Annotated in this window: 29 protein-coding genes, 1 pseudogene and 1 riboswitch; of the genes and pseudogenes, 24 read left to right on the top strand and 6 right to left on the bottom strand. The window is 64.0% G+C overall.

Annotated elements, in window-relative coordinates:
- Nucleotide 1 precedes the first annotated feature (1 nt).
- From ureC to J2R76_RS23700, 9 genes are all read left to right on the top strand, one after another.
- Nucleotides 2-1,717, top strand: a complete 1,716-nt coding sequence (gene ureC, locus J2R76_RS23740) for an urease subunit alpha (RefSeq protein ID WP_253625051.1) — start codon at nucleotides 2-4, stop codon at nucleotides 1,715-1,717.
- Nucleotides 1,718-1,828: 111 nt separating this feature from the next.
- On the top strand, nucleotides 1,829-2,128 hold the full coding sequence (locus J2R76_RS23735) for a putative quinol monooxygenase (protein WP_024581875.1): 300 nt from the start codon (nucleotides 1,829-1,831) through the stop codon (nucleotides 2,126-2,128).
- Between the two features lie 24 nt (nucleotides 2,129-2,152).
- Nucleotides 2,153-2,452: a putative quinol monooxygenase gene (locus tag J2R76_RS23730; RefSeq protein WP_028342270.1), complete on the top strand. Its 300-nt coding sequence runs from the start codon at nucleotides 2,153-2,155 to the stop codon at nucleotides 2,450-2,452.
- 7 nt (nucleotides 2,453-2,459) lie between these two features.
- Nucleotides 2,460-3,035 (top strand): urease accessory protein UreE, encoded by a 576-nt coding sequence (gene ureE, locus J2R76_RS23725; protein WP_253625050.1) that lies wholly within the window; start codon nucleotides 2,460-2,462, stop codon nucleotides 3,033-3,035.
- Complete coding sequence (locus tag J2R76_RS23720; RefSeq protein ID WP_057016129.1) at nucleotides 3,016-3,753, top strand: urease accessory protein UreF; 738 nt, start codon at nucleotides 3,016-3,018, stop codon at nucleotides 3,751-3,753. The genes ureE and J2R76_RS23720 overlap by 20 nt, the downstream gene beginning before the upstream one ends.
- Before the next feature lie 150 nt (nucleotides 3,754-3,903).
- Nucleotides 3,904-4,542: an urease accessory protein UreG gene (gene ureG, locus J2R76_RS23715; protein ID WP_253625049.1), complete on the top strand. Its 639-nt coding sequence runs from the start codon at nucleotides 3,904-3,906 to the stop codon at nucleotides 4,540-4,542.
- 442 nt (nucleotides 4,543-4,984) lie between these two features.
- Complete coding sequence (locus J2R76_RS23710) at nucleotides 4,985-6,646, top strand: HWE histidine kinase domain-containing protein (protein ID WP_050387210.1); 1,662 nt, start codon at nucleotides 4,985-4,987, stop codon at nucleotides 6,644-6,646.
- 179 nt (nucleotides 6,647-6,825) lie between these two features.
- Nucleotides 6,826-7,854 carry a cytochrome-c peroxidase gene (locus J2R76_RS23705; protein ID WP_057016131.1) on the top strand — a complete coding sequence of 343 codons (1,029 nt, stop codon included), beginning with the start codon at nucleotides 6,826-6,828 and terminating at the stop codon, nucleotides 7,852-7,854.
- Nucleotides 7,855-8,358: 504 nt separating this feature from the next.
- Nucleotides 8,359-9,342 (top strand): hypothetical protein, encoded by a 984-nt coding sequence (locus tag J2R76_RS23700; RefSeq protein ID WP_057016179.1) that lies wholly within the window; start codon nucleotides 8,359-8,361, stop codon nucleotides 9,340-9,342.
- A gap of 20 nt (nucleotides 9,343-9,362) precedes the next feature.
- Here the strand turns inward: J2R76_RS23700 and J2R76_RS23695 are convergent, their stop codons facing one another.
- Nucleotides 9,363-9,728 carry a methylamine utilization protein gene (locus J2R76_RS23695; protein ID WP_076824951.1) on the bottom strand — a complete coding sequence of 122 codons (366 nt, stop codon included), beginning with the start codon at nucleotides 9,726-9,728 and terminating at the stop codon, nucleotides 9,363-9,365.
- A 217-nt stretch (nucleotides 9,729-9,945) separates the two neighbouring features.
- On the opposite strand from J2R76_RS23695, the gene J2R76_RS23690 reads away from it, so the two are divergent.
- Nucleotides 9,946-12,852, top strand: a complete 2,907-nt coding sequence (locus J2R76_RS23690) for an EAL domain-containing protein (RefSeq protein ID WP_141342493.1) — start codon at nucleotides 9,946-9,948, stop codon at nucleotides 12,850-12,852.
- 85 nt (nucleotides 12,853-12,937) lie between these two features.
- Here the strand turns inward: J2R76_RS23690 and J2R76_RS23685 are convergent, their stop codons facing one another.
- Both J2R76_RS23685 and J2R76_RS23680 read right to left on the bottom strand, forming a co-directional pair.
- Nucleotides 12,938-13,486 (bottom strand): sigma-70 family RNA polymerase sigma factor, encoded by a 549-nt coding sequence (locus J2R76_RS23685; RefSeq protein ID WP_016847265.1) that lies wholly within the window; start codon nucleotides 13,484-13,486, stop codon nucleotides 12,938-12,940.
- Entirely contained in the window at nucleotides 13,486-13,689 is a 204-nt protein-coding gene (locus J2R76_RS23680; RefSeq protein WP_018269610.1) for a NepR family anti-sigma factor, read from the bottom strand. The genes J2R76_RS23685 and J2R76_RS23680 overlap by 1 nt, the downstream gene beginning before the upstream one ends.
- A gap of 270 nt (nucleotides 13,690-13,959) precedes the next feature.
- Between J2R76_RS23680 and J2R76_RS23675 the strand changes: the two genes are divergently transcribed.
- Nucleotides 13,960-14,772: a response regulator gene (locus J2R76_RS23675; protein WP_057016134.1), complete on the top strand. Its 813-nt coding sequence runs from the start codon at nucleotides 13,960-13,962 to the stop codon at nucleotides 14,770-14,772.
- Between the two features lie 81 nt (nucleotides 14,773-14,853).
- On the opposite strand, the gene J2R76_RS23670 is transcribed toward J2R76_RS23675, so the two are convergent.
- Nucleotides 14,854-16,065, bottom strand: coding sequence for a cytochrome P450 (locus J2R76_RS23670; protein WP_082653704.1), 1,212 nt, complete (start codon nucleotides 16,063-16,065; stop codon nucleotides 14,854-14,856).
- A gap of 115 nt (nucleotides 16,066-16,180) precedes the next feature.
- On the opposite strand from J2R76_RS23670, the gene J2R76_RS23665 reads away from it, so the two are divergent.
- From J2R76_RS23665 to J2R76_RS23655, 3 genes and pseudogenes are all read left to right on the top strand, one after another.
- Nucleotides 16,181-16,903, top strand: coding sequence for a TetR/AcrR family transcriptional regulator (locus tag J2R76_RS23665; protein ID WP_229191703.1), 723 nt, complete (start codon nucleotides 16,181-16,183; stop codon nucleotides 16,901-16,903).
- 157 nt (nucleotides 16,904-17,060) lie between these two features.
- Nucleotides 17,061-17,231 (top strand): annotated as a pseudogene (locus J2R76_RS23660) (EamA family transporter); the annotation flags it as partial.
- 57 nt (nucleotides 17,232-17,288) lie between these two features.
- Nucleotides 17,289-17,429: a hypothetical protein gene (locus J2R76_RS23655; protein WP_245311324.1), complete on the top strand. Its 141-nt coding sequence runs from the start codon at nucleotides 17,289-17,291 to the stop codon at nucleotides 17,427-17,429.
- 26 nt (nucleotides 17,430-17,455) lie between these two features.
- On the opposite strand, the gene J2R76_RS23650 is transcribed toward J2R76_RS23655, so the two are convergent.
- A complete protein-coding gene (locus tag J2R76_RS23650; protein WP_057016136.1) occupies nucleotides 17,456-17,707 on the bottom strand; it encodes a hypothetical protein in 252 nt (83 codons plus the stop codon).
- 178 nt (nucleotides 17,708-17,885) lie between these two features.
- On the opposite strand from J2R76_RS23650, the gene J2R76_RS23645 reads away from it, so the two are divergent.
- The 4 genes from J2R76_RS23645 to crcB all read left to right on the top strand — a co-directional run bounded on the left by J2R76_RS23645 (nucleotide 17,886) and on the right by crcB (nucleotide 18,970).
- A complete protein-coding gene (locus J2R76_RS23645; protein WP_194295308.1) occupies nucleotides 17,886-18,062 on the top strand; it encodes a hypothetical protein in 177 nt (58 codons plus the stop codon).
- Nucleotides 18,063-18,099: 37 nt separating this feature from the next.
- Complete coding sequence (locus J2R76_RS40685) at nucleotides 18,100-18,222, top strand: hypothetical protein (RefSeq protein WP_256521238.1); 123 nt, start codon at nucleotides 18,100-18,102, stop codon at nucleotides 18,220-18,222.
- Nucleotides 18,223-18,284: 62 nt separating this feature from the next.
- A riboswitch (Fluoride riboswitch) is annotated at nucleotides 18,285-18,345 on the top strand.
- A gap of 68 nt (nucleotides 18,346-18,413) precedes the next feature.
- Nucleotides 18,414-18,587, top strand: coding sequence for a hypothetical protein (locus J2R76_RS23640; protein WP_156436118.1), 174 nt, complete (start codon nucleotides 18,414-18,416; stop codon nucleotides 18,585-18,587).
- A complete protein-coding gene (gene crcB, locus J2R76_RS23635) occupies nucleotides 18,584-18,970 on the top strand; it encodes a fluoride efflux transporter CrcB (RefSeq protein WP_057016137.1) in 387 nt (128 codons plus the stop codon). Before J2R76_RS23640 ends, crcB begins: the two co-directional genes overlap by 4 nt.
- Here crcB and J2R76_RS23630 read toward each other — a convergent pair.
- A complete protein-coding gene (locus J2R76_RS23630; protein ID WP_057016138.1) occupies nucleotides 18,967-19,221 on the bottom strand; it encodes a hypothetical protein in 255 nt (84 codons plus the stop codon). The two genes, crcB and J2R76_RS23630, sit on opposite strands and share 4 nt — an antisense overlap.
- 207 nt (nucleotides 19,222-19,428) lie before the next feature.
- Here J2R76_RS23630 and J2R76_RS23625 point away from each other — a divergent pair, with 207 nt between their 5' ends.
- From J2R76_RS23625 to J2R76_RS23600, 6 genes are all read left to right on the top strand, one after another.
- A complete protein-coding gene (locus J2R76_RS23625) occupies nucleotides 19,429-19,650 on the top strand; it encodes a hypothetical protein (protein ID WP_057016139.1) in 222 nt (73 codons plus the stop codon).
- Between the two features lie 248 nt (nucleotides 19,651-19,898).
- A complete protein-coding gene (locus tag J2R76_RS23620; protein ID WP_057016140.1) occupies nucleotides 19,899-20,579 on the top strand; it encodes a transglutaminase family protein in 681 nt (226 codons plus the stop codon).
- Nucleotides 20,580-20,622: 43 nt separating this feature from the next.
- Nucleotides 20,623-21,549, top strand: coding sequence for a DMT family transporter (locus tag J2R76_RS23615; RefSeq protein WP_057016141.1), 927 nt, complete (start codon nucleotides 20,623-20,625; stop codon nucleotides 21,547-21,549).
- A gap of 83 nt (nucleotides 21,550-21,632) precedes the next feature.
- Nucleotides 21,633-21,815, top strand: a complete 183-nt coding sequence (locus J2R76_RS23610) for a hypothetical protein (protein ID WP_057016142.1) — start codon at nucleotides 21,633-21,635, stop codon at nucleotides 21,813-21,815.
- Nucleotides 21,816-21,951: 136 nt separating this feature from the next.
- The gene (locus J2R76_RS23605; RefSeq protein ID WP_168857994.1) at nucleotides 21,952-22,125 is read left to right on the top strand and encodes a hypothetical protein; all 174 of its coding nucleotides are present in this window, start codon (nucleotides 21,952-21,954) and stop codon (nucleotides 22,123-22,125) included.
- Between the two features lie 351 nt (nucleotides 22,126-22,476).
- Nucleotides 22,477-22,869 carry a hypothetical protein gene (locus J2R76_RS23600; RefSeq protein WP_057016143.1) on the top strand — a complete coding sequence of 131 codons (393 nt, stop codon included), beginning with the start codon at nucleotides 22,477-22,479 and terminating at the stop codon, nucleotides 22,867-22,869.
- Nucleotides 22,870-22,973 lie beyond the last annotated feature (104 nt).

Raw genomic sequence — 22,973 nt, 5'->3', positions numbered from 1 at the left:
CATGTCCGTGAATATCAAGCGTTCCGTCTATGCCGACATGTTCGGCCCGACCACCGGCGACAGGGTTCGGCTTGCCGACACCGATCTGATCATCGAGGTCGAGAAGGATCTCACCACCTATGGCGAGGAGGTGAAGTTCGGCGGCGGCAAGGTGATCCGCGACGGCATGGGGCAGTCGCAGGTGACCAACGCGCAAGGCGCGGCGGATACCGTGATCACCAATGCGCTGATCGTCGATCACTGGGGCATCGTGAAGGCCGACGTCGCGATCAAGGAGGGCATGATCGCGGCGATCGGCAAGGCCGGCAATCCGGACATCCAGCCCAATGTGACCATCATCATCGGCCCCGGCACCGACGTGATCGCCGGCGAAGGCAAGATCCTCACCGCCGGCGGTTTCGACAGCCACATCCATTTCATCTGCCCGCAGCAGATCGAGCACGCGCTGATGTCTGGCGTCACCTCGATGCTAGGGGGCGGCACCGGTCCGTCGCACGGCACCTTCGCCACCACCTGCACGCCTGGCCCTTGGCACATGGGGCGGATGATCCAGTCGTTCGACGCCTTCCCGGTCAACCTCGGCATCTCCGGCAAGGGCAACGCCTCGCGTCCGGCGGCGCTGGTCGAGATGATCAAGGGCGGCGCCTGCGCGCTGAAGCTGCATGAGGATTGGGGTACCACGCCGTCGGCGATCGACACCTGTCTCTCGGTTGCCGACGACTACGACGTCCAGGTGATGCTGCATTCGGACACGCTGAACGAATCCGGCTTCGTCGAGGATACGGTGAAGGCGTTCAAGGGCCGCACCATCCATGCCTTCCACACCGAGGGCGCCGGCGGCGGCCATGCGCCGGACATCATCAAGATTGCCGGGCTGAAGAACGTGCTGCCGTCCTCGACCAATCCGACCCGGCCGTTCACCCGCAACACCATCGACGAGCATCTCGACATGCTGATGGTGTGCCATCACCTCGATCCGTCGATCGCCGAAGACCTCGCCTTCGCCGAGAGCCGGATCCGCAAGGAGACCATCGCCGCCGAGGACATCCTGCACGACCTCGGCGCGCTCTCGATGATGTCGTCGGACTCGCAGGCGATGGGCCGGCTCGGCGAGGTCATCATCCGCACCTGGCAGACCGCCGACAAGATGAAGAAGCAGCGCGGTTCGCTGCCGCAGGACAAGGGCAACGACAACGACAATTTCCGCGTCAAGCGCTACATCGCCAAATACACTATCAACCCCGCGATTGCGCACGGCGTGTCGAAGCTGATCGGCTCCGTCGAGAAGGGCAAGATGGCCGACCTCGTGCTGTGGTCGCCGGCGTTCTTCGGCGTCAAGCCGGATTGCATCATCAAGGGCGGCTCGATCGTGGCGGCGCCGATGGGCGATCCCAACGCCTCGATCCCGACGCCGCAGCCGGTGCATTACCAGCCGATGTTCGCCGCCTTCGGCAAATCGCTCACCGCATCCTCGGTGGTGTTCACCTCGAAGGCCGCGGCGAGCGGCGGTCTCGCCCGCAAGCTCGGCACAGCCAAGAAGCTCTATGCGGTGCAGAACACCCGCGGCAAGATCTCCAAGAAGAGCATGATCCACAACGACGCGACGCCCGAGATCGAGGTCGATCCCGAGACCTATGAGGTACGCGCAGACGGCGAGCTGCTGACCTGCGCGCCGGCCGAGGTGCTGCCCATGGCACAGCGCTATTTTATGTTCTAAAACCCATCCCGGTAACCAGAGCGTTTTCGAGCGAAGTGGATTTCCGGTTCGCGGAAAGAAAACGCGTCAAAACAAGACTCAAGCCAAAACAGAAAACCGGGAGGAACTTCCGTGATTTACGTCGTTGCTACGCTGACCATCAAGCCCGAGACCCGCGCCGAATTCATTGCTGCGGCGACGGCCTGCATCAAGGAAACCCGCAAGGAGCCCGGCAACATCGCTTACGATTTGCATGAGAGCGTCACCGACCACAGCAAGATGGTGTTCGTCGAGCAGTGGGAGAACGCGGAGGCGCTGGTGCCGCATCGCACCGCCGAGCACATGAAGACGTTCGGCCGGGTCGCGGTGAAATGCATGGCCGCGCCGCCGAAGATCGAGGTGATCACGCCCGAGAAGGTCGACGTCCGCTAACGAGAAAAAGAAGGGAGATAATCCATGATCTATGTCATCGCCACCACGCCGATGAAGCCGGAGAACAAGGACGACTTCATCAAGGGGCACAAGGCCTGCACGGTCGAGACCCGCAAGGAGAAGGGTTGCATCTCCTATGACGGCAATGTCAGCGTCAACGATCCCAACCTCTATGTGGTGGTCGAGCGCTGGGAGAGCCGCGAGGATCTCAACGGCCATGCCAGGGCGCCGCACATGAAGGTATGGCGCGAATATTCCGCTAACATGAAGACCGGGCCGACGGTGATCGAGATCATCAGCGACGCCAAGGTCGAGAAGCTCTGAGGCATCGATGATCCGCGCCACCAAACTCCTGGGACAGCACCGCTGGAAGGAAGCGCCAGCCGATACCGTCGTGCTAGATTTCGACGACCGGCACCGGCGGCGGATGGTGATGTCAGGGACGCGCGGGCTCGAATTCCTGCTTGATCTCGAAAACGCCGTCGCGCTGCGCGGCGGCGATGCGCTGGTGCTGGAGGACGGCCGCCTCGTCGAGGTGGTCGCAGCTCCCGAGCCGCTGGCGGAAATCCGGGGCAGCGATCCGCATCATCTGATCCGGGTCGCCTGGCATCTCGGCAACCGTCATCTGCCGACGCAGATCATGCCGAAGGGATTGCGCATCCGCAGGGATCACGTGATCGAGGCGATGGTGAAGGGGTTAGGGGCCCGTGTGATCGAGATTGAGGCGCCGTTCGATCCCGAGGGCGGCGCCTATGCCGAGCATGCGCATGCCGACGAGCACGCGCATGGTCACACCGGGCACGATCATGCCCACAGCCATGCCCATGACCACGACCATCATCATGATGAGCATTGCGAGCATGCTCATCATCACCACGATCACTCCCATGCTCATGACCACAAATGAGCCTGATCCCGCCGCGCTGCGCGGCGGGATGGCGGAGGACGAGGCGGCCGCGCTGTACCGGCTGATGACATGGCTGTCGCCGTCCTTTCCGGTGGGGGCGTTCGCCTATTCCAGCGGCATCGAATGGGCGGTCGAGGCCGGCGACATCACGGATGCCGCGTCGCTGCGCGGCTGGCTCGCCGCGATGCTTTCCGACGGCAGCGGATTTTGCGACGCTGTGTTTCTCGCGCAGAGTTTTCGTGCGGCGTTGCAGCCCAATCATGCCGGGCTGGAGCAGGTCGCCGAGCTTGCCGCGGCCTTCGTGCCGTCGCGCGAGCGGCAGCTCGAGACCACGACGCAGGGGCGCGCCTTCATCGAGATCGCCCGTGCCGCGTGGAATTCGCCCGGCCTCGACGCGATGATTGCGGCTTGCAACGGCCCTGTCGTCTACCCCGTCGCGGTCGGCATCGTCAGCGCTGCACACGGCATTCGGCTTGCGCCGGCGCTGCACGCCTTCCTGCATGCAGTGACCTCGAACTGGATTTCCGCGGGCAGCCGGCTGATCCCGCTCGGGCAGACCGACAGTCAGCGCGTGTTGGCCGGTCTCGAGCTGGTCGTTGCTGCGACCGCGGCGCGGGCCAATGCGGCCTCGCTCGACGATCTCGGCGGCGCGACTTTTCGCGCCGATCTCGCAAGCCTGCGTCACGAGACGCAATACACGAGGCTGTTCCGGTCATGATGCATCTTCCGCTGTCGTCCCTGCGAAAGCAGGGACCCATAACCACAGGGGGTGGTTGTTGCGGATGGTGTCGGCCACTGGACCCGGTTGAGGGATCACGCGGTATGGGTCCCGGCTTTCGCCGGGACGACAATAGAGGGACTTGTTGATATGCCCACTTCCCACGGCCCACTTCGTGTAGGCGTCGGCGGCCCGGTCGGCTCCGGCAAGACCGCGCTGATGGACCTGCTCTGCAAGTCGATGCGCGAGCGCTACGACATCGCCGCGATCACCAACGACATCTACACCAAATGGGATGCCGAGTTTCTGGTGCGCTCCGGTTCGCTGACGCCGGACCGCATCGCCGGTGTCGAGACCGGCGGCTGTCCGCATACTGCGATCCGCGAGGACGCTTCGATGAATCTCGCCGCGGTCGCCGACATGCGGGCAAAATTCCCCGACCTCGATCTGGTGCTGATCGAATCCGGCGGCGACAATCTGGCGGCGACCTTCTCGCCGGAATTGGCCGATCTGACGATCTACGTCATCGACGTTGCCGCCGGCGACAAGATCCCCTCCAAGGGCGGCCCCGGCATCACGCGATCCGACCTCCTGGTGATCAACAAGACCGATCTCGCACCCCATGTCGGTGCGTCACTCGAGAAGATGGACACCGACGCCAGGCGGATGCGCGGCGAGCGGCCCTTCGTGATGACCAACCTGAAGAAGAGCGACGGCCTCGATCGCATCATCAGCTTCATCGAGACCAAGGGCGGCCTTCGGTCGCAGCGCAAGGTCAAGGCAGGTTAGGACCAGCTAGACGTTAATCATTGTGGCAGGGTCGGCCAGTCCCGTCATCCCCGCGCAAAGGCTTCGCCTTTGTCGCTGGAGGTGCGAGCGGAGCGAGCCTCGAAGGATGTACGGCCACGGGTGGGGCCGTTCACCCTTCGAGACGCGCGTGCCGCGCTCCTCAGGGTGACGGTGAACGAGCGAGTGCGCGCAACCGCCGCAAAAAAGCTGCGCAATCGCCGGAACAATTTCCAACTTTGCCGATTAGCAACCTTTGGCGCCGCCAAAGACCGCCGGGTGGCGTCGTCGTTAATGCTGCCGACCGGCTCCTGTTGCGGACCGATGATCGCTATTCCATATTCCTTTGCGGCGGGCCTTCATCGCATCCTGATTTGTCGCCGCCCTTGCAGAAGCCAGATGACTTCCGTCCCCTTTCGCCACCCCCTGATTGCCGAGTAAGCGTGTGGTTCGACTGGGCTTCATCGTTGCCTTGATTGCACTGATCGGAGTTCTGCTCTCCGGTCTTGCCGCCTATCGGGTGCACGATCAGGAGCTCGCGATCGACGGCATCGCGCTGGCGCGGGCGATCGACGTCCACGCCAGCCTGGTGCAGGACCGCCTGACCGAGCGCGAGCTGCTGGCGCGGGTCGCCTCGGGGCTGTTCCGGGCGCCGTCGATGGTGAAGGCCAACATGCTGCAGCCGCTGCGCTCGGCGATCTACGCCTTCAAGACCGATTTCGTCGTCGCCGCCTGGATCGCGCGGCTCAAGCCGGACGAGCTCGCCGCGGCGGAGGCCGAGCTGAAGGCCAACGGCTTCACCAATCCGACGATCCGGGATTTCGACGACCAGGCGCTCGACCTCAAGGCGCTCGACAAGCCGATCAACGTGCTGATGGACGTCGAGCCGCGCAATCCGGAGACCTTGAGCATTCCGGGCCGCGCCTTCGACCGCCACTCGGTGGTGGGCCCGATGCTGGCGCGGGCGATGGCCAACGCCAAGCCTGTGGCCTCCGACCCGGTGCCGCTGTTGCGGCAGAACGGCCCGGTCGGCGTCGTGCTCGCCGCGCCGGTGTTCCAGGAGGGCGCATCCGAGCCGGCCGGCTTCATCACCTTCTCCTATGAGCTGTCGTCGCTGATGCTGACCAACGACGATAGCTCGCTATTCGCGGTGGCGTTGAAGGATCCGCGCGACTCCAACGACGAGTTCACCGCCAACGAGCAGGGCATCGTCACCTCGCGCGCGGTGCGCCAGGACGGCCCGCTGCCGTCGATGGTGCGCACGGTGACGTTCGGCGGCCGTGACTGGTCGCTCGACTATTACGCCAAGAGCAACGCCACGGTGCGTGCGCAGCAGACCGCGACCATCGTCGCGGCGATCGGCCTCGCGCTGACCGGCATCGTCTGCGGCCTGTTCGGCTATGTCGCCTATAACAATTTGCGCCTCAGCCGCGAGATCGAGGTCCGCATCGGATTCGAGCGCCGGTTGACCGCCGTGATCGACGAGCTCAACCATCGCGTCAAGAACATCCTCGCGGTGATCCAGTCGATCGTGACCCGCACGCTGCGGCACGGCGCCGATATCGATGTCGCGCGCGAGCTCTTGATCGGGCGCATCCACGCGATGTCGAACGTCGTCACGCTGCTCAGCGAGAGCCAGTGGCAGGGCGTCAAGCTGAAGGGCCTGTTCGAATCGCGCGCGATCCCGCATGCCGACCGGATCGCGGTGAACGGTCCCGACATCACGGTCAGCGCCCGCGCCGCCCAATCGCTGTCGCTGCTGTTCTTCGAGCTCGCCTCGCATTCCGACGAAGGGCTGTCGCTGGTCGGCAAGCACCCGCACATCGTCGCCAATTGGGAGGTCGTCGGCGAGGATGCGGACTCGGTCTTTCATTTCCGCTGGGAAGAGTTCAACACCAGCCAGGCGACGCGGCGAGCCGACAGTGATTTCGGCCTGATCCTGCTCGACCGCGTCGCGCCCGAGGCGCTCGGCGGCACCGCGAAGCGCTATTTCACCGACGTCTCCTATGTCTATGAATTGACCGCGCCGATGGACACCGTCGTCGACATGACCGAGCGCGACCGCACCGAGCAGTTCTCCGCGCCGCTGCGCCCGGTGAAGAAGTAGCGACTGCCTCAGGTTGTGTGATCGGATCGACGCACGGATTGATCGAAATCACGCGCGCAAGCATGCGCCGGCGTCATCGTGACCAATGCCCACTATCAGTAATAGACCGCAACCGATTGTTAAAACTTCGTTGAACATGCTTGGGCATATACCGAGCAGGATACCGTCTGAGGACCCCGATGAGGCTTTGGGTCAGCCTGACCTTGCTCGCGGCAGTTTTGCCGGTAGGGCTGTCGCTTGCCTTGACTCCGGCAGCGCCGCCCGGCGACCCTGCGACAATCCGTGCCAGCTATCGGAGGCCGGACGTCGTTCCGTTCCCGAGCAGCAATCCCTATTCGGAGGCGAAATCCGCGCTTGGGCAGCTGCTGTTCTTCGATCCGCTGCTGTCGAGGTCAAAGACACACTCCTGCGCGAGCTGCCACAGGCCATCCCTTTCATGGGCCGACGGCCTTCCGCGCGCCATCGGTGAGGATCCCAAGGGCCTGCCGATCCGCTCGCCTACATTGATCGATGTGGCCTTCTTCGAGCCGCTGGGATGGGACGGCAAGTTCAGGGATCTGGAATCCGTTGCGTTCGGGCCGATCCTCAGTCCGGCGAACCTGAACATGACCGAGCCGGAATTGATCGCGCGACTTTCGGCGATCCCCGGCTATGTCGATGCCTTCGCCCACGCATTCGGAGACGGCGCGATCACGCGGCCGAGGATCGAGGCGTCATTGGCGACCTTCGAGCGCTCCATCGTCGCAGGCGAGGCTCCGTTCGACCGTTGGATCAAGGGCGACGACACCGCCATCAGCAAATCAGCCCAGCACGGCTTTGAGCTTTTCAACGGCAAAGCACGTTGCTCGGCTTGCCACAGCGGCCCGTCGTTTTCCGACGGATCCTTCCAGGATATCGGCACCGCCAAGGGCCATGACATCGGGCGCGGCCGTTTCTTTCCGACCTCGGCGAAGCTGAAATATGCGTTCAAGACGCCGACATTGCGCGACGTCGCGCGCCGCGCGCCCTATATGCACGACGGATCGGTGGCAACGCTGGAAGATGTCATCGAGCTTTACAACAAGGGTGGGATCGATCGGCCGAGCCGATCGCCCGACATCAAGCCGCTGTCCCTGACGGCAGACGAGAAGAACGACCTCATCGCCTTCCTGCAAACCCTGACCGCGACGGCCCCGCCGGTGGCAGGCGTCCCCAAACTGCCGCGCTGACCTCGGCTCAACGCGGTTCAGAACGAGGTTCGTTTCAGGACAGGTGCGGCAGCGCCGCGCCCAGGAGGCCGAGCCCCACGATCACGAATGCGCCCGCGCAGGTCTCGAGGGTCGCTGTGCGCGCAGCGGACGACCTTGTCACATAGGCGAGGGCCGACCCCACCCCGATACTTACGACGCTCAACGCTCCGAACACTGTACCGGCCTCCCGATCCGATTTGTCCGGATTTCACTACGACAGTTGAATTGAGCTCCCGTGCCGGAATTAGCTAAAATTTGAGGCAACCGGCTGTAAAGATTGCACTAAGGGACAGGCCGGGGGCTCGCCCGCCACGATTAACCACAATGCAACCACGGGATGTCCCGGCAGGCGCAAAGCTTAAAATTTGATATAAGTTAAACAAGTCCTTAAGTGTGTGGGCGGTTGGTTCAATGTTTAGTGGATGGGCGCGAGATACCGTCTCGGCGGTGCGCTCCTTTTTCGCCACGTGCCTTGCAGCGGTTCTGTTTTGTGTCGTCGCCGCGCGCAGTGCCGAGGCACATGTCAAATGGTTTTGTGCCTACGATGTCGCCGGCCAGCCCCGCGGACTCGAGAATGTCCTTTGCCTGGATTTCGAGCTGCTGCTCGGTGTCGCCATCTTCTGGCTGTTTGCGGGTTGCCTGATCGAGCCCACCTCGCTGGGTGACGCCACGATCCGGGTGATGGACCGCGTCACCGAGGGGCTGCGGCTGCGCACCGAATTGATGATGCGCGCCGTGTGCGGGTTCTTCTTCATCTCGATCTGGGCCGTGGGCGGCATCCTGCTGACGCCCGAGTTGAAGACGACGTCGCCGTATGTCGGCGCGTTGCAGCTTGCGATCGCTGCCGGGATGCTGTCACGACGCACGCTGCCGCTGTCGGCGGCGGGGATGGTGGTCCTGTTCGGGATCGGTGTACGCGACTACGGTGTCTTTCACCTCGCCGATTACCCGATCTTTCTCGGTGTTGCCGCCTATTTTGCGCTGGTTGGGCTGAACAAGGATTTGTTCGGAATCCGGCCGATCGACGTGATGCGCTACGCCGCCGCGGTGACGTTGATGTGGGCCTCGGTCGAAAAATGGGCCTATCCGGAGTGGAGCTTCCCGCTGCTGATCGAGCATTCCGCGATGACGCTGGGCTTCGACAACGAGTTCTACATGCGCGCCGCCGGCATGGTGGAATTCACGCTTGCCTTTGCCTTGATCTGGACGCCGCTGATCCGGCGCTGCGCCGCAACCGTGCTGACGGGGATGTTCATCAGCGCGTGCTTCGAATTCGGCAAGATCGACACGATCGGACACTCGGCAATCATCGCTGTCCTGCTAGCGATTGTCGCCGACAACAAGGTGTTGTCGCGCGACCGTCGTGCGCCGTGGCTCGCCCCGGTCGCGCTCTGTGCCGCGCTGTCGGTGACCTTGTTTGTCTATTATTTCGGCCACGCTGCGATCTTCAAGACGTCGGTCCTGTAGATCGCCGCCGCCTGGGGCGGCTATTTGGCGACGTGGACGGCAAGCTTCATCTTCGGGTGAATGCCGCACAGCACGGTGTAGTCGCCGGGCACCGAGAAGGTGACGTCGAACTTGCTGCCCGGCTGCTGGTCACCCGAGTCGAAACTGAACGTATCAGTGCTCAAATAAGCGTGATGCAGCAGTTCGCCGTCATCGTTAACGAACCGTAAAACCTCACCCCGCTTGATCGAGATCTGCGCGGGTTTGAATTCACGATCCTTCTGCGAAATGACATAAGGGGCTGCGCCCAAAGCTGCTCCAATAAGCGCTCCAGTGACGATCGCCGCCGCAAACGGCAGGCGGCCGAACTGGCCCAGGCGCAAGGCGCGCAACAAGCCTGACTGCATGAGACCCCCGCTGAACCTCGAACACCAAATATCGGCTATCCCGGGCTGCAAATGTGGCTCCCGGATCACCTGTAAGGGTGATTATCGCCAGCTGATCTTAACGATTTCAGCATGAGTTCCAGTCACTACTAAAGCAATTTTGAGCAGACAGTTATTTTCCGCAGTGCTGCGCGTTTCTGCGTAGCTTGAGTATCGAGCACTACGGCGAAACGCGGGCATGGACAGCCTATTTGGCAACCTCAAGGTAAAGAGCGGTGCGGCCTTTCGGTTCGCAACCGTCCGCCTTTCGCGTCTTGCCCTGACCAAGGGTTCGATCCGCAGCCAGATTCTGATTTTTTGCCTTGCGATGAGCGCCGTTGCGGTCGCCCTCGGCGGGTACTCCATCCTCGGCATCCGCCATGCCGGCGATCTGGTGGCCAAGACGTTCGACGAATCCCTTATGTCGATCAACTATGCGCGCGCGGCCGGTGCGGATTTCGCCGCGATGCGGGTCGCCTCGTCGCAACGCCTGCTGACCACGGATCCGGAGATTCGCGCCAATCTCGATGGCCAGATTGAAAAGCTCGCGAAGACGCTCTCGGAAGACCTGGCGATTGCTGCCGATCGGTCGCAATCCTCGCGCGCTGCGCAAGCCGCCGCTAAGGTTCAGGAAGCCGCCGACGCCTGGATGGCGCTGCACCGGCGCGCGATCGGATCGTCCACGGAGGGCAGCGCGGCGGCCGATCCGCGCGCACCGGGTGCGACGGTCGGCGATGTCGATCGCTACTCCAAGATTGTCAGTCAGCAGGTCGAGCTGCTGGTCAATTATACGGCCGGCGATGGCTTCCTGTTCAGGCAAAAGGCGCTCTCGACGATCAAGCGGGACCTGCAGCTCAACGTGGCCGGGCTGACCGTCGCGCTGTTTCTGTCGGCGCTGTTTTCGTGGCTGCTGGCGCGCCGCATTATCGGGCCGGTCGCGATCGCATCGCGGGCCGCGCGAAGCATCGCCGGCGGCGACCTCGACGCGACCATCCCCAAGGGCGGGACCGACGAGCTTGGCACGCTTCTGACCGCAATGGAAACGATGCGCGACAACATCCGGCGGATGGTCAATCAAGAAGTATCGCAACGCCGCTCGGCGCAGGCACGGCTTTCCGATGCGCTCGAAACGTCGCGTGAGGGCGTCGTGCTGCTCGACGCGGATGGCCAGGTCGCGCTGGCCAACTCGCGCGCGAGTGAATTCATCCGTCTCTCGCCGCAGCTCCTGCAGTCGAATCCGCTCGATGCCGCCAGGCTGGCGCCTGCCGACGGTGACATCGATGGCTTTGCGAGCGAGGCGCAGCTTGCGGATGGACGCTGGCTGCGCGTCAGCCGCAGCGAGACGCAGGAGGGCGGCGTCGTCCTCGTCTACAGCGACATCTCCGCGCTGAAGCAGCAGAAGGCCGAGCTGCATGAAACCAATCTGCGGCTCGACGCGGCGCTCACGCACATGTCGCAAGGATTGTGCCTCTATAACAGCGAGGCGCGGCTGCAAGTCGCCAACCGCCGGTTCTGCGAGATCTTCGATATATCGCCGGAGCTTGTCGTTCCCGGAATGACCATGGAGGAGGTGCTCGACCTGAGCATCGCCGCGGGCAATCACGGCGAGCGGACCGTCACCGACCTGCTGGCGGAGCGCGAGCGCTCGATGGCCCTGCACGACGGCAATTATCTGCAGCATCTCAGCGATGGACGGATCATTGCGATCGCGCAACGGCCGACATCCGATGGCGGCTGGCTCGTCACCTGCGAGGACGTCACCGAACAGCAACGGGCGGAATCGCAGATCGCGTTCATGGCCCGGCACGATGCCCTGACCAAGCTGCCGAACCGGACGTTGTTGGCCGAGCGGATCGAGCTGGCGGTTGCGCAGGTCGGCCGCGGGCTCGGCTTCGCGGTGTTCTGCCTCGATCTCGATAATTTCAAGCAGGTCAACGACACGCTCGGGCATCCGGTCGGCGACGAACTGCTGTGCGCGGTCGCGGACCGGCTCAACGCCTGCGTCCGCGAGGTCGACACCGTCGCGCGTTTGGGCGGCGACGAGTTCGCGGTCATCCAGTGTGGCGTCCAGGGCGGCGACGAGGCCGAACGCCTCGCGCGCCGCATCGTGGAATGCGTGGGTGCGCCGTACGAGCTGAACGGGCATCGCGTCGTCGTCGGATGCAGCGTCGGCATCTCGATGTCGCCGGGCGACGGCACCACCGGCGAGAAGCTGCTGAAGAACGCCGACGTCGCCTTGTACCGCGCCAAGATGGAAGGCCGCGGCACCTGGCGCTTCTTCGAGCCTGCGATGGACGCCAGCCTGCAGCGGCGTCGGGCGATCGAGCTCGACCTTCGCGAGGCGATGGTCAAGGACGAGTTCTCGTTGTTCTACCAGCCGCTCTACGATCTCCATCTCGACCGCATCTGCGGCTTCGAGGCGCTGCTGCGCTGGCATCACCCCAAGCGCGGGCTGGTGCCGCCGGACCAGTTCATCCCGATCGCGGAAGAGATCGGCCTGATCGGCCCGCTGGGAGAATGGGTGCTCAATCGCGCCTGCGAACAGGCGACGACCTGGCCCAGCGAGATGAAGCTCGCGGTCAACGTATCCGCGGTCCAGTTTCGCGATGCCGACTTCACCGACGTCGTCGTCGGCGCGCTCGCGACGTCAAAATTGTCGCCGCGCCGGCTGGAGCTCGAAATCACCGAGTCCGTGTTCCTAGCGAACAGCAACGAGACGCTCGCAACGCTGCACAAGCTGAAGGCGCAGGGAGTGCGCATCGCGCTGGATGATTTCGGCACCGGCTATTCGTCGCTGAGCTATCTGCGCAGCTTCCCGTTCGACAAGCTCAAGATCGACAAATCCTTCGTGCGCGATGCGACCGCGACGCATGGATCGAAGTCGATCGTCCGCGCCGTCATCAGCCTCGGCAGAAGCCTCGGCATGACCACGATCGCGGAGGGCATCGAGACCGTCGAGCAGCTGGATCATATGCGGGCCGAAGGCTGCAACGAGGCGCAGGGCTTCCTATTCAGTCACCCGGTCCCGGTGACCGAAATCGCAGCCAAGATCCTCGAATTGAGAAACGGCTTCAAGCCGGCGTCCGTCAAGGCGATGGCCAGCTGACGGCGCGCAGAGCGTGGCCTTGCAGGCCAACATGAAAAAAGGCGGCCCGCGGGCCGCCTTTTCTCATTTATCGCCGTGGCCGCGCTTAGCCGCCATTGCCGCCGATCACGGCACGCACGGTGTTGTCGGGGCCGAAATCCTCGGCGCTGTCGACATAGAGCAGCGCGGAGAGCTTCGATCGCGCGCGGTTGACGCGGCTCTTGATGGTGCCGACCGCGCAGCCGCAGATTGCCGCGGCATCCTCGTAGGAGAAGCCGGACGCGCCGACCAAAATCAGCGCCTCGCGCTGGTCCTGCGGCAGCTTTTCAAGCGCGGCGCGGAATTCCTCGAATTCCAGATGCGCCGCCTGCGAAGGCTGGCTCTTCAGCGTCTTGGCATAATTGCCCTCGGCATCCTCGACCTCGCGCCGCCGCTTCCGGTAGTCGGAGCGAAACAGGTTGCGCAGGATGGTGAACAGCCACGCGGGGAGGTTCGAGCCGGGCTGGAACGAGTCGATGTTGGCGATCGCGCGCAGCAGGGTCTCCTGCACCAGATCGTCGGCGCGGTCACCATTACCGGACAGCGAGATCGCGAACGCGCGCAGGCTCGGGACCGACGCAAGGATATCGTCGCGAAGTTCATTCGTGAGAGGCATCAGTCCCCTCCATTGTTCTTGTCGGTATCGCCCCCGGCGACGGCCGCCGCCGCAGCCTCCGGCCCGTCGAGTTTGCGGATCAGCTCCGCAAAGCGGTCGGGTACGCCCTGTCGCACCACGTCATCGTACATGGCGCGAAGCTGGTGGCCGATTCTCGATTGAATCTCGGCGTTGAGACCGCCCTGCTTCTTTACTTCCTTCATGATGTGATCCACGCTTCCCCGGGAGTTAAGTCTCTGATTTCCAAGTCGTTTTCTCGAAAAAAGAGGCTGGCCGCGTTGCCTCGTCGGTTAGGAGCTAATGCAAAGTTGCGCAGAAAGTTCCGGAATGCTGGAACTATTTCGTGGAACTTTTTCGGCTTTCGCGCGTAGTCGGCCATGCAGGGGAACCGGGGTCGTCCCAGAACTGGATTCTGCCGCCCCCAGACAACGGGTTTCAGGCCGCCAGGCCTCACGAACAAGGATGGAGTGGGAATGTCCCGATCGCAGATCGTTGCCGAACACCTTCCGCTGTTGCGCCGTTACGCTCGCGCACTGACCGGAAATCAGGCGTCGGGGGACGCCTATGTCGGGGCCATGCTCGAGGCCCTGTTGCAGGATGGATCGTTGCTGGATCAGACCCACGGGCCGCGCGCCGGCCTGTTTCGGCTGTTCACCCAGATCTGGAATTCGGTGTCGGTGAACAACAACGAAAATGCCGACGTGGCGACGCTGTCGCTGCCGCCGGAGCGTCGGCTGTCCAACATCACGCCGCTGCCTCGCCAGGCCTTCCTGCTGCTGTCGCTCGAGGGCTTCTCGGAGGAGGAGGTCGGCTACATTCTCGGCACCGATATCGCCGAGACGCGCAAGCTCACCGATGCCGCCGGCCGCGAGATGGCCGCCGAGATCGCCACCGACGTCCTGATCATTGAGGACGAGACCTTCATCGCCATGGACCTCGAGAGCCTGGTGAAGAATCTCGGTCACAACGTCATCGGCGTTGCCCGCACGCATTCCGACGCCGTGGCGCTCGCCAAGAACAAGAAGCCCGGCCTGATCCTCGCCGATATCCAGCTCGCCGATGGCTCGTCGGGCCTCGATGCCGTGAACGAGTTGCTGCGGACCTTCGAGGTGCCGGTGGTGTTCATCACCGCCTATCCCGAGCGCTTCCTGACCGGCGAGCGGCCGGAGCCGGCATTCCTGATCTCAAAGCCGTTCCAGCCGGCGATGGTGTCGGCGGTGGCGAGCCAGGCGCTGTTCTTCCAGCGCAACTCGCGCAACCGCACGCCGCGCGCGGCATCGGCATGATCTGAATTTACGCAAGGGAGCAAAATCCAGACCGGCGTGCCGAAAGGTACGCCGGCTTTTTTTGAGCCTTCGATAGCGACGTTACTTCGGCGTCACGCGGACCGGCATTGTGCTGAGCGCCCGCAGGCCCGAGCTGTCGCGGAAGGCTGTGAGGCCTGCAATCTCGAGCTGCTTGACGCGGCTGGCGAGCGCTGCGATCACGGCCTCGGCTTCCAGCCGCGCCACCATCTGCCCGACACAGCCGTGGATGCCGACGCCGAAGCCCATGTGTCCGGAGAGCCGCCGTCTGACGTCGAATTGGTCGGCATGCTCCCAGCGCGTTTCGTCGCGGTTGGCGGAGGCGAGCAGCAGCAGCACCTTCTCGTGCTTGCCGATCTTGACGCCTGCGATCTCGGTGTCATGCGGCGTGGTGCGGAACACGAACGGCGCCGGTGAATCGAAGCGCAGCGTCTCGTCGAATGCCGCGCGCGACAACGACGGATCGGCTGCAACCAGCGACCATTGCTCGGGATGGCGCGCAAGCGTGTACAGCGCCATGCCGATCGCGCTGATCGTGGTGTCGAGCCCGGCCGAGAGCAGCGAGCGCACCAGCAATGGTGCTTCCTCCGCGCTGATCTCGCCGGCGTCGGCCGCTTCATAGACCTGCGCGCCAAAGCTGCCCGGGCGCAGCGCCTCGCGCTGGCAGCGCGCCGCGACCCAGGGCAGCACGCGGGGCGCCTGCTGCATCAGATCGCGAAAATAGTCGTTCTCGGGCCCGAAGCCGGCGAACACCATCGCGCCATAGGTCAGGAAGTTCTCGCGGCCCTCCTGGTCGATGCCGAGCGCGTCGGGAAACACGCTGACCGGAAACACCTCCGCGATGTCCTTGATGGCGTCAAACGATCCGCGCTCGACCAGCCCGTCGATCAGCCGCGTCGCCGTTGACTTGAAATCATCTGCAAGCCGCCGCATCGCGCCGGGTGAGAGGATCCGCGCCAGCACCGCACGGGTTCGGGTGTGCAGCGGCGGATCGGCTTCCAGCACGATGCTTGGCGGCCGCCACGGCTTTTCCGTGAAGTGGTTCGCAAGTCCCGCGCCGCCGGCGTTGCTGAAATTGACATGGTCTCCGAAGATCGTCTTGACCTCGGCAAAGCGCGGCACCGCCCAGATGTCATATCTGGTCAGGCGGATGACCGGCGCCGCGGCACGCAGCTCCGCATAGGTGCCGTAGGGATCGGCCCGCGTCGCCGCGCTGAACGGATCGAAATCGCTGCGGGCCATTTCGCCGGCAAAGGGGCTCGCATGGGTGCTCATCGGATCCTCCCGTCTTGTCATTAGTTAATTGACCATAGTCAATTAACTTGCATATTGCAAGGGCGGGGTTGCCATCGGGGCGGGTGCGCGGCATGGAGGCGCGAGGCAGATGGGGATGTCGATCGTGGAGCGAGCCAAAGACGCACGGCGCTTTCAGCGCAGGGCGCGCCAGGAGGCCGACAAGGAGGCGCTGAAGGCGCTGATCCTTAAGACCGCGCGCAAGGAGTTCGCCGCCGGCACGCTCGAGACCGTATCGATCCAGAAGATCGCCGACGCGATCGGCTACTCGAAGGGCACCGTTCTCAAATATTACCCGACCAAGCTGCTGCTGCTGCTCGCGGTGAAGCAGCAGAATCTCGAGGCGGTCGCCGAACGCCTCGAGCGGGTCCGCGCGGAGACGGCCGACAGCGATCTGCGGCTGCGGCGCGTGATGGAAACCTATCTCGATTACTGGGCCGACAATCCCGATCACTTCCGCTCACTGTTCTCGATGTCCGGTACGACCGAGGACCGCCGTTTTCCCGACGGCGTCTATTTCGGCGAGACCGAGATCGCGCGCCGCAGCTACGAATTGTTCGTGATCTCGGTGCGGGAATTTCTGGCGGCACACGGCGCCGAGCCGGCGCCTGGCCTGCCGCAGCGGCTCGCGACCGCGCTGCTGGCGGCGACCCACGGCGTGGTCGCGCTCACGCTCGGCACCCCGACCATGAAACTGCCCGACATGCGCGGCACCGGCCGCCTGCTCATCGCAAGCCTGATCGATGCCTGGACGGCCAGGCTTGCCGCCGCTCGGAAAAACGACGGCTGGCCGCGGATCACGATCGGCACCTTCGCCTGACGGAGCGTGCCGCGCGTCCCCGCATACGCTACACGCCCCTCATACGCGAAGCGATGTGGAATCCCGTGCGTTCGCCTGCTAAGCGCCGCCCATGGATACGACGCAGCGCGATCGAACGGTGGGCTTTCTCTACCTAGTGGTGTGACGGCGTTCGGCTGAGACGCTGCGCCGCCTGCCGCCGACATCGGCGTCAACGGGCATGCTGCTGGTGCCGGTCATCGGCGTGGTGTCGGCCGCGATCATTCTCGGTGAGCCGCTGGGCCTGCGCGAGATCGGCGCCATGGCACTGACGCTCGGCGGCGTGACGCTGGCGCTGCAGCGAGCCTGATGCAGGCGAGGGAACGGACATCGGTGCATCGCGTTCTCCCGAAAAGGGAGCTTGGCCATGCGCAAGGCGATCGCGCGGCTTGATGCGGAGCAGAGGGCGCAACTGCTTTATCTCGCAGATCTCGGCACGGCGATGTTCACGTCGGCCCTCGTGGTGTGCATCCTGCAGGCGATTGTCGACCTGTTCGCCGCAGGCTGAACCGCCACGTCTGCGCCAACGCGCCGTCAATCCTCTTCCGCCTCTAGCGGGGCATCGCTCTGGATATGTCCATCCGGCCCCCGGTTGAATACCCCGTAATCGCTCGATTTCACTCCTGCCGCCCCATCGGTGCCACCGCCGGCCAGACCGAGCTTGAGCAACTCGCGGACCGCCGCGGCGCGGGTCGGCATGCGGTGCTTGAAGCGGAAATCGTCGAGGGCTGCCAACTCCTCTGGCGACAGCATGACCTGAAGCCGTTCGGCGCGAAGCTCATTCATCGCAAAACACCCAAACTTAGCTTGTTGAGTGATTTGCTAAACCGCCAAACTCGCGTGGGGTTCCATCGGTTGAGTTAAAAACGTTGATTGAGTAAATTTTCCAAATGAAATCAATAGTTTAGATAAAAATAAAGGAACGGTCCGACCACCCATCTCGTTATGCTGCTGGAGAGATGCCATGACCAACCACGTCAAGCTTCCCCGCAAGCTATCCGAGGAGCCGGAAGCCCCGAAACCGCGGCGTCCGAGCCACGCGAAAGTCATCGAGCAACTGGACCGCTGGGCCAACAGCCCCGGTCTTCAACCGCCAAAGGTCGATAATGCAGAGGACGATTCAAAAGCGGAAGCGATCTGAACCCCACACATTCGAGCAGCGCCTCGAGGAACACCGCGTGCGACTTGAAAGCCGGCTCGCGCAATTGCCGCGCGGTGCCGAACGCGAGCAGATCGTCGCGCGCATCGAGCAACTGCGGACAGCCGTCGAATTGAACGCGATGCTGTCGACGGCCGGCTGAGCCGAGAAGCGAAACGGCGGAACGGCCCACTTGCTCCCGCCGCTCCGCCCGCCTACCATTCCCATGTTGATGGGGATGGAGTTCCCCGATAACCGCCGCAAGGCTGATGACTCCTACCGGGCGCGACAGCGTCGGTAGGAGCATGCGCCACCGCCGACCCGCCGTGTCCCGCGAATGAGAAGGGACAGCGCATGGCGGGTCTTCCTGGTTCACTCTCAATCGCATTGTCGCTGGTCGGGTCGATCTGGCTCGTCGGTGTCGTCGCCCTGCTGGTCGGCGCGCCGGGCGAGCTGGTCGCGGCGACCTTCGTGCTTGGGTTGGTGGCGGGCTTCGTCGAATGGCGAGCCGGAAAGGTGGAGCATTGAACGTTCAGTTGTTGGCGGCGGTCGCGATCGGCGGTTCGCTGGGATCGGTCGCGCGCTATCTGGTGGCGATCGGCGCGGGGCGCCTGGTCGGCGCGGAATTTCCCTGGGGCACGCTGGTGATCAACATCGTGGGTTCATTCCTGATCGGCGTCTTCGCGGAAGCGTTCGCGCTGAGCTGGAATGCCAGCCAGGCGATGCGGGTGTTTCTCACCGTCGGCATTTGCGGCGGCTTCACCACCTTCTCGACCTTCTCGCTCGATGTGATCGTGCTGATGCAGCGCGGCGAGCTATGGTTGGCCGGCGCCTACATGGCAGCCTCAGTTGCGCTTTCGATTCTCGCGCTGTTCGGCGGCCTGCTGCTGGTGCGGGCGTTCACAGCCTAGTCAGTCGCGCGGCGGCCGGTGCGTGGATTGAGCGGTGCGGTCGGCGGCCGTCGCAGCGCTTCGGGCAGGAACGGCTCGCCGCGCTTCGGCGTGGCGTCGGCGCGCACATCGGCGGCCCATTGCGCACGTTCGTGCGGCGTCTGGTTGTCGTTGAAGGTTCGCTTCACATCGACGCCGTCGACGGGATCGTTGACGCCGTTCCGGCTGGCGGGATGGTCGACGCCGCTGTGGATGTCACTGGAGTTGCCCATCGCGGCCTCCGTGCTCGGCGGATCCGGATCAAGATTTGATCCTGGATCCAGGACTTCTGCACCAACGTGGCCGGCGCAAGCGCCGTTCCAAACATGAAAGTGAAGGGCGGGAGGTACCGTCCGCCGCCCGGAATCCTTGGCGCGTCCGGGACCAGCCGGTAGGATGGAACCCGGATGGCAGCCAGGAACCAAGGGAAAGACCGGGGAATGAAGCATATCGACGTCGCGGTGATTGCTGCCACGCTGTGGCTGCTGGCGTCGATGGTGCTGGACATCCTGACGCCGAAGTCGCTCACCGCGCTGATGATCGCCGCCGCGCTTGCGCCGCCGTTCCTGATCGGGATCGGCATCCATTTCGCACGTGAATATTTCAAGGCGAGGCGGCGCAGCTACCCGCCGCCGCAGTTGGACGAACACTTCAAGAACTAAAGCATGATCCGGAAAAGTGCGAAGCGGTTTTCCGAGAAGATCATGCTCAAACAAGGAGCTAAAACGCGATGATGATTCAACCTAATCTCATCGCGCTTTAGCGTGTTTTCGAGCGACGTGGGCACCGGTTCGCGTGAAGAAAACGCGTGTCAAAACTGAAATCCAGGCCCCCGTTTCGATTCAATCGGAGCGGGGCAGGGCTGCACGTGCTGCATTGAACGGCCCACATGGCTTGCTAAGCTTGCGCCATGACCGAGCATCTCCCGGAAACGATCAGTCGCCTCTACACCGACCCTGGCGAATATGTCGACAGCGACCATCCCGCCGTCGAGGCGTTCGCCCGCGCCGCCGTTCCGTCCGACGCCAACGCGCGCGACAAGGCGCGCCGGCTCTACACCGCGGTGCGCGACGGCATCCGCTACAACCCCTATGTCAGCATGCGCTCGCCCGAGAGCTACCGGGCCTCGAGCGTGCTCGCCGCCGGCGACGGCTACTGCGTCGGCAAGGCTGCGCTCTATGCCGCGGCCTGCCGGGTCCACGGCATCCCGGCGCGTGTCGGCTTCGCCGATGTGCGCAACCATCTCACCACCGAGAAGCTGCGCCAGAGCATGGGCTCGGACCTGTTCACCTGGCACGGCTTCACCGAAGTGTTCGTCGATGGCGCCTGGCGCAAGGCGACGCCGACCTTCAACGACACGCTGTGCGCCAAGCTCGGCGTCAAGCCGCTCGATTTCGACGGCCACGCCGACGCGCTGCTGCATCCCTTCGACGGCGAAGGGCGCGCCTACATGCAGTATGTCAACGACCACGGCAGCTATCACGACGTCCCCGCCAAATTCCTGATGCGCGAGATGGCGCGCGAATACGCCGACATGCAGGGCGAGGATCTCGCCGGCCGCGACATGGAGCGCGAGGCGGCCGAGCAGTAGCGGACGTGTGAGCCGATCGCGCGCCGGTTGAGGGGGCGGTGTCATGGATGCGGAGCTGCCGAAAGCGCAGGTCAGCCGCCCCGCCAAAGGCTGGGAGGACGCGGTCGCGCTGACCGGCTTCATCCTGGTCGCGGTCGGGCAGGCCTCCAACCAGGTTCTGGCGCGCGGGCTTGCCGGCTCGGTGCCGCCGTTTTCGCTGGCCTTCTTCCGCTGGAGCATCATCGCCATCGGCCTCGCGCCGTTTGCGATCGCAGCGATCCGCGACGGCAAGATCCCGCTGGCGCAGAACCTCTGGCCGATCTTCGCCGCCGGCTTCCTCGGCATGTTCCTGTGCGGCGGCCCGGTCTACATCGCCGGCATCACGACCACGGCGATCCACATCGCGCTGATCTTCGCGCTGTCGCCGATCATGGTGCTGCTGATCTCGGCGGCGCTCGGCATCGAGCATATTGGTCCGCTGCAATGGCTCGGCACGGCGCTGGCGCTCGGCGGCGCGCTCCTGATCGTCTCGGGCGGTCATCTGGAAACGCTGACGCAATCGAGCGCGGCCTGGGGCGATCTCCTGGTGGTGTGCGCGATGCTCGGCTGGTCCGGCTACACGCTGCTGCAGTCGCGCGTCGCGCCGCGCGCCTCGCTGCTGGCTCGGGTCAGCCTGTTCTCGGCGGCCGGCGCGCTGTGCTCGCTGCCGCAGGCGCTCCGGGAGATGTGGGCCATGCCGGCGGAGGTGTTCAACACCCGGGCGTTCGAGGCCTATGTCTTCGCCGGCCTCGTGCCCGGCCTGATCGCCTATGCCGGCTTCGCCTGGCTCGGCGCGCGATTCGGCTCGGTGCGGAGCTCGCTGGTGCTCTACGTCGCACCGATCGCGAGCGCGCTGCTGTCCTGGATCATCCTTGGCGAGCCGCCGAAGCTGATCCATCTGGTTGGCGGCCTTTTGATCCTCGGCGGCGTCTGGGCGAGCCTGCGCAAATAGATCCAGTTGCTTGCCAAGGTGCAACCTTTTCCGGCCTCGTGCGTTGAATCCAGCGTTGATTCAAGAGCTTAGTCGGAGGTCGCATGAATCTTACTCCCCAGCAGCGCAAGGACCGTGATGCGCAGCGTCAGCAAGATGCATCGCAGGCGATGAAGGAGCATCGCGCCAACGAGAAGGCGTTCTACGACAACTTCCAGCGCCTCAAGGCCGAACGGCAGGCGCGCGAAGCTGCGGAGTTACGGAAGACGAAATCCGCTTCGAAATAAGCGCTTGGAGTCACACCCACCAATCCGGATGGCCCGGATCTGATCGACCGAGAAGGAGCGGAAGCGAGGGGGCGAGCACGGCGCAAACAAGCTCGCCCCGAAGACGAGAAATCTCCAGGCTTATGGAGGACGTCAGATGTACTTTGCCGATCAGAAAACGGTCACCTGCAAATGCGGTGAGCCCTTGAGCGAATTGATGCTCGTCGACGACCAGACAACCGGAATCAAGTTTCACGTCGGTCGTTGCCCGTCCTGCCGTGAAGTGACGGTTGTTCGATCCCAGGACATGCCATCGAACGACAATGCCTGACGCGGACGGTCCTCTCGCGAGTGGCAGGACCGGGCCATTGGTTTCAGATTTTTCGATTGCGACCGGTGAGCGACAGGCCGGCTGACGCATCGTTTGCGGCACACCAGAAAAGAGCAGGGCGCGACCGGCATCACCACGGTCGCGCCCTACGTCGCCGGTCAATGGGGCAGGGGGAATAACCGGCTCTTCCAAAGACTCGCAGACCCCCTGAGTCGTTCCGTACAAGCGAAAATATTTTCGTACACGGTTAAGTGATGGCCGGACGCGAGAACCCCGCGGGTTTCGTTCGCGTTGTGTCCGGGATCGCCAAGGGATCGTCGAGCGAATTTCCATGGGGCGAGGGACATCACCATGTCAAAGATTCAGATGGGAATTTTCGCTGCGCTGGCGGCTGGGCTGACGCTTGGCGCCGTCCAGCTGGCATCTGGCCACGATCTCATCGGCCGCCAGCAGGTCACCACCGCACTGGCGCCGGAGAGCGCCGTCAATCGGGCCGCCAAGACCGACCGTTCCACGGTTCCGGTCACCGGCCTGCCGAGCCGGACCGTTGCGCTGAAGGTCGAGCGGCTTCCCGATACGTCGGTGCTGGTCCGCGTCCCCGTGGCCAAGGAAGAGGCGCGCCATCGCCCCGCGGTGCCGGCTCGGGCACGGCCCGGCGACACCCGCAAGGTGGCCTGCGAGCCCGTGGTCAGCGTGCTGACCGAAGTGGCCAAGCTGCTGCAGCCCGGCCGCTGCGTGACCTGAAAAGGGCGCACAGTCGTCTAATATCGACGGCGTCATCGCCTGGCTTTTGATGTTCAGCCCGGGGCGATGACGTCGTCGGTTGCGGTTTGCACCTTACCGGGCAA

The organism is Bradyrhizobium sp. USDA 4532, from assembly GCF_024171315.1.
GTDB classification, from domain to species: Bacteria; Pseudomonadota; Alphaproteobacteria; order Rhizobiales; family Xanthobacteraceae; genus Bradyrhizobium; species Bradyrhizobium australafricanum.
Note: the sequence above shows the minus strand (reverse complement) of the source record. Positions and strands in the feature narration are given on the sequence as shown.

Coding starts and splice junctions, on each gene's coding strand:
- J2R76_RS23690 (WP_141342493.1), top strand. CDS start 9,946: ATGGACAGCCTATTTGGCAACCTCAAGGTAAAGAGCGGTGCGGCCTTT.
- J2R76_RS23650 (WP_057016136.1), bottom strand. CDS start 17,707: ATGAATGAGCTTCGCGCCGAACGGCTTCAGGTCATGCTGTCGCCAGAG.
- J2R76_RS23600 (WP_057016143.1), top strand. CDS start 22,477: ATGTCAAAGATTCAGATGGGAATTTTCGCTGCGCTGGCGGCTGGGCTG.
- J2R76_RS23625 (WP_057016139.1), top strand. CDS start 19,429: ATGAAGCATATCGACGTCGCGGTGATTGCTGCCACGCTGTGGCTGCTG.
- J2R76_RS23605 (WP_168857994.1), top strand. CDS start 21,952: ATGTACTTTGCCGATCAGAAAACGGTCACCTGCAAATGCGGTGAGCCC.
- J2R76_RS23680 (WP_018269610.1), bottom strand. CDS start 13,689: ATGAAGGAAGTAAAGAAGCAGGGCGGTCTCAACGCCGAGATTCAATCG.
- J2R76_RS23685 (WP_016847265.1), bottom strand. CDS start 13,486: ATGCCTCTCACGAATGAACTTCGCGACGATATCCTTGCGTCGGTCCCG.
- J2R76_RS23675 (WP_057016134.1), top strand. CDS start 13,960: ATGTCCCGATCGCAGATCGTTGCCGAACACCTTCCGCTGTTGCGCCGT.
- ureG (WP_253625049.1), top strand. CDS start 3,904: ATGCCCACTTCCCACGGCCCACTTCGTGTAGGCGTCGGCGGCCCGGTC.
- J2R76_RS23730 (WP_028342270.1), top strand. CDS start 2,153: ATGATCTATGTCATCGCCACCACGCCGATGAAGCCGGAGAACAAGGAC.
- J2R76_RS23670 (WP_082653704.1), bottom strand. CDS start 16,065: ATGAGCACCCATGCGAGCCCCTTTGCCGGCGAAATGGCCCGCAGCGAT.
- J2R76_RS23695 (WP_076824951.1), bottom strand. CDS start 9,728: ATGCAGTCAGGCTTGTTGCGCGCCTTGCGCCTGGGCCAGTTCGGCCGC.
- ureC (WP_253625051.1), top strand. CDS start 2: ATGTCCGTGAATATCAAGCGTTCCGTCTATGCCGACATGTTCGGCCCG.
- J2R76_RS23645 (WP_194295308.1), top strand. CDS start 17,886: ATGACCAACCACGTCAAGCTTCCCCGCAAGCTATCCGAGGAGCCGGAA.
- J2R76_RS23620 (WP_057016140.1), top strand. CDS start 19,899: ATGACCGAGCATCTCCCGGAAACGATCAGTCGCCTCTACACCGACCCT.
- J2R76_RS23640 (WP_156436118.1), top strand. CDS start 18,414: ATGGCGGGTCTTCCTGGTTCACTCTCAATCGCATTGTCGCTGGTCGGG.
- J2R76_RS23610 (WP_057016142.1), top strand. CDS start 21,633: ATGAATCTTACTCCCCAGCAGCGCAAGGACCGTGATGCGCAGCGTCAG.
- ureE (WP_253625050.1), top strand. CDS start 2,460: ATGATCCGCGCCACCAAACTCCTGGGACAGCACCGCTGGAAGGAAGCG.
- J2R76_RS23665 (WP_229191703.1), top strand. CDS start 16,181: ATGTCGATCGTGGAGCGAGCCAAAGACGCACGGCGCTTTCAGCGCAGG.
- J2R76_RS23720 (WP_057016129.1), top strand. CDS start 3,016: ATGCTCATGACCACAAATGAGCCTGATCCCGCCGCGCTGCGCGGCGGG.
- J2R76_RS23630 (WP_057016138.1), bottom strand. CDS start 19,221: ATGGGCAACTCCAGTGACATCCACAGCGGCGTCGACCATCCCGCCAGC.
- J2R76_RS23655 (WP_245311324.1), top strand. CDS start 17,289: ATGCGCAAGGCGATCGCGCGGCTTGATGCGGAGCAGAGGGCGCAACTG.
- J2R76_RS23615 (WP_057016141.1), top strand. CDS start 20,623: ATGGATGCGGAGCTGCCGAAAGCGCAGGTCAGCCGCCCCGCCAAAGGC.
- J2R76_RS23705 (WP_057016131.1), top strand. CDS start 6,826: ATGAGGCTTTGGGTCAGCCTGACCTTGCTCGCGGCAGTTTTGCCGGTA.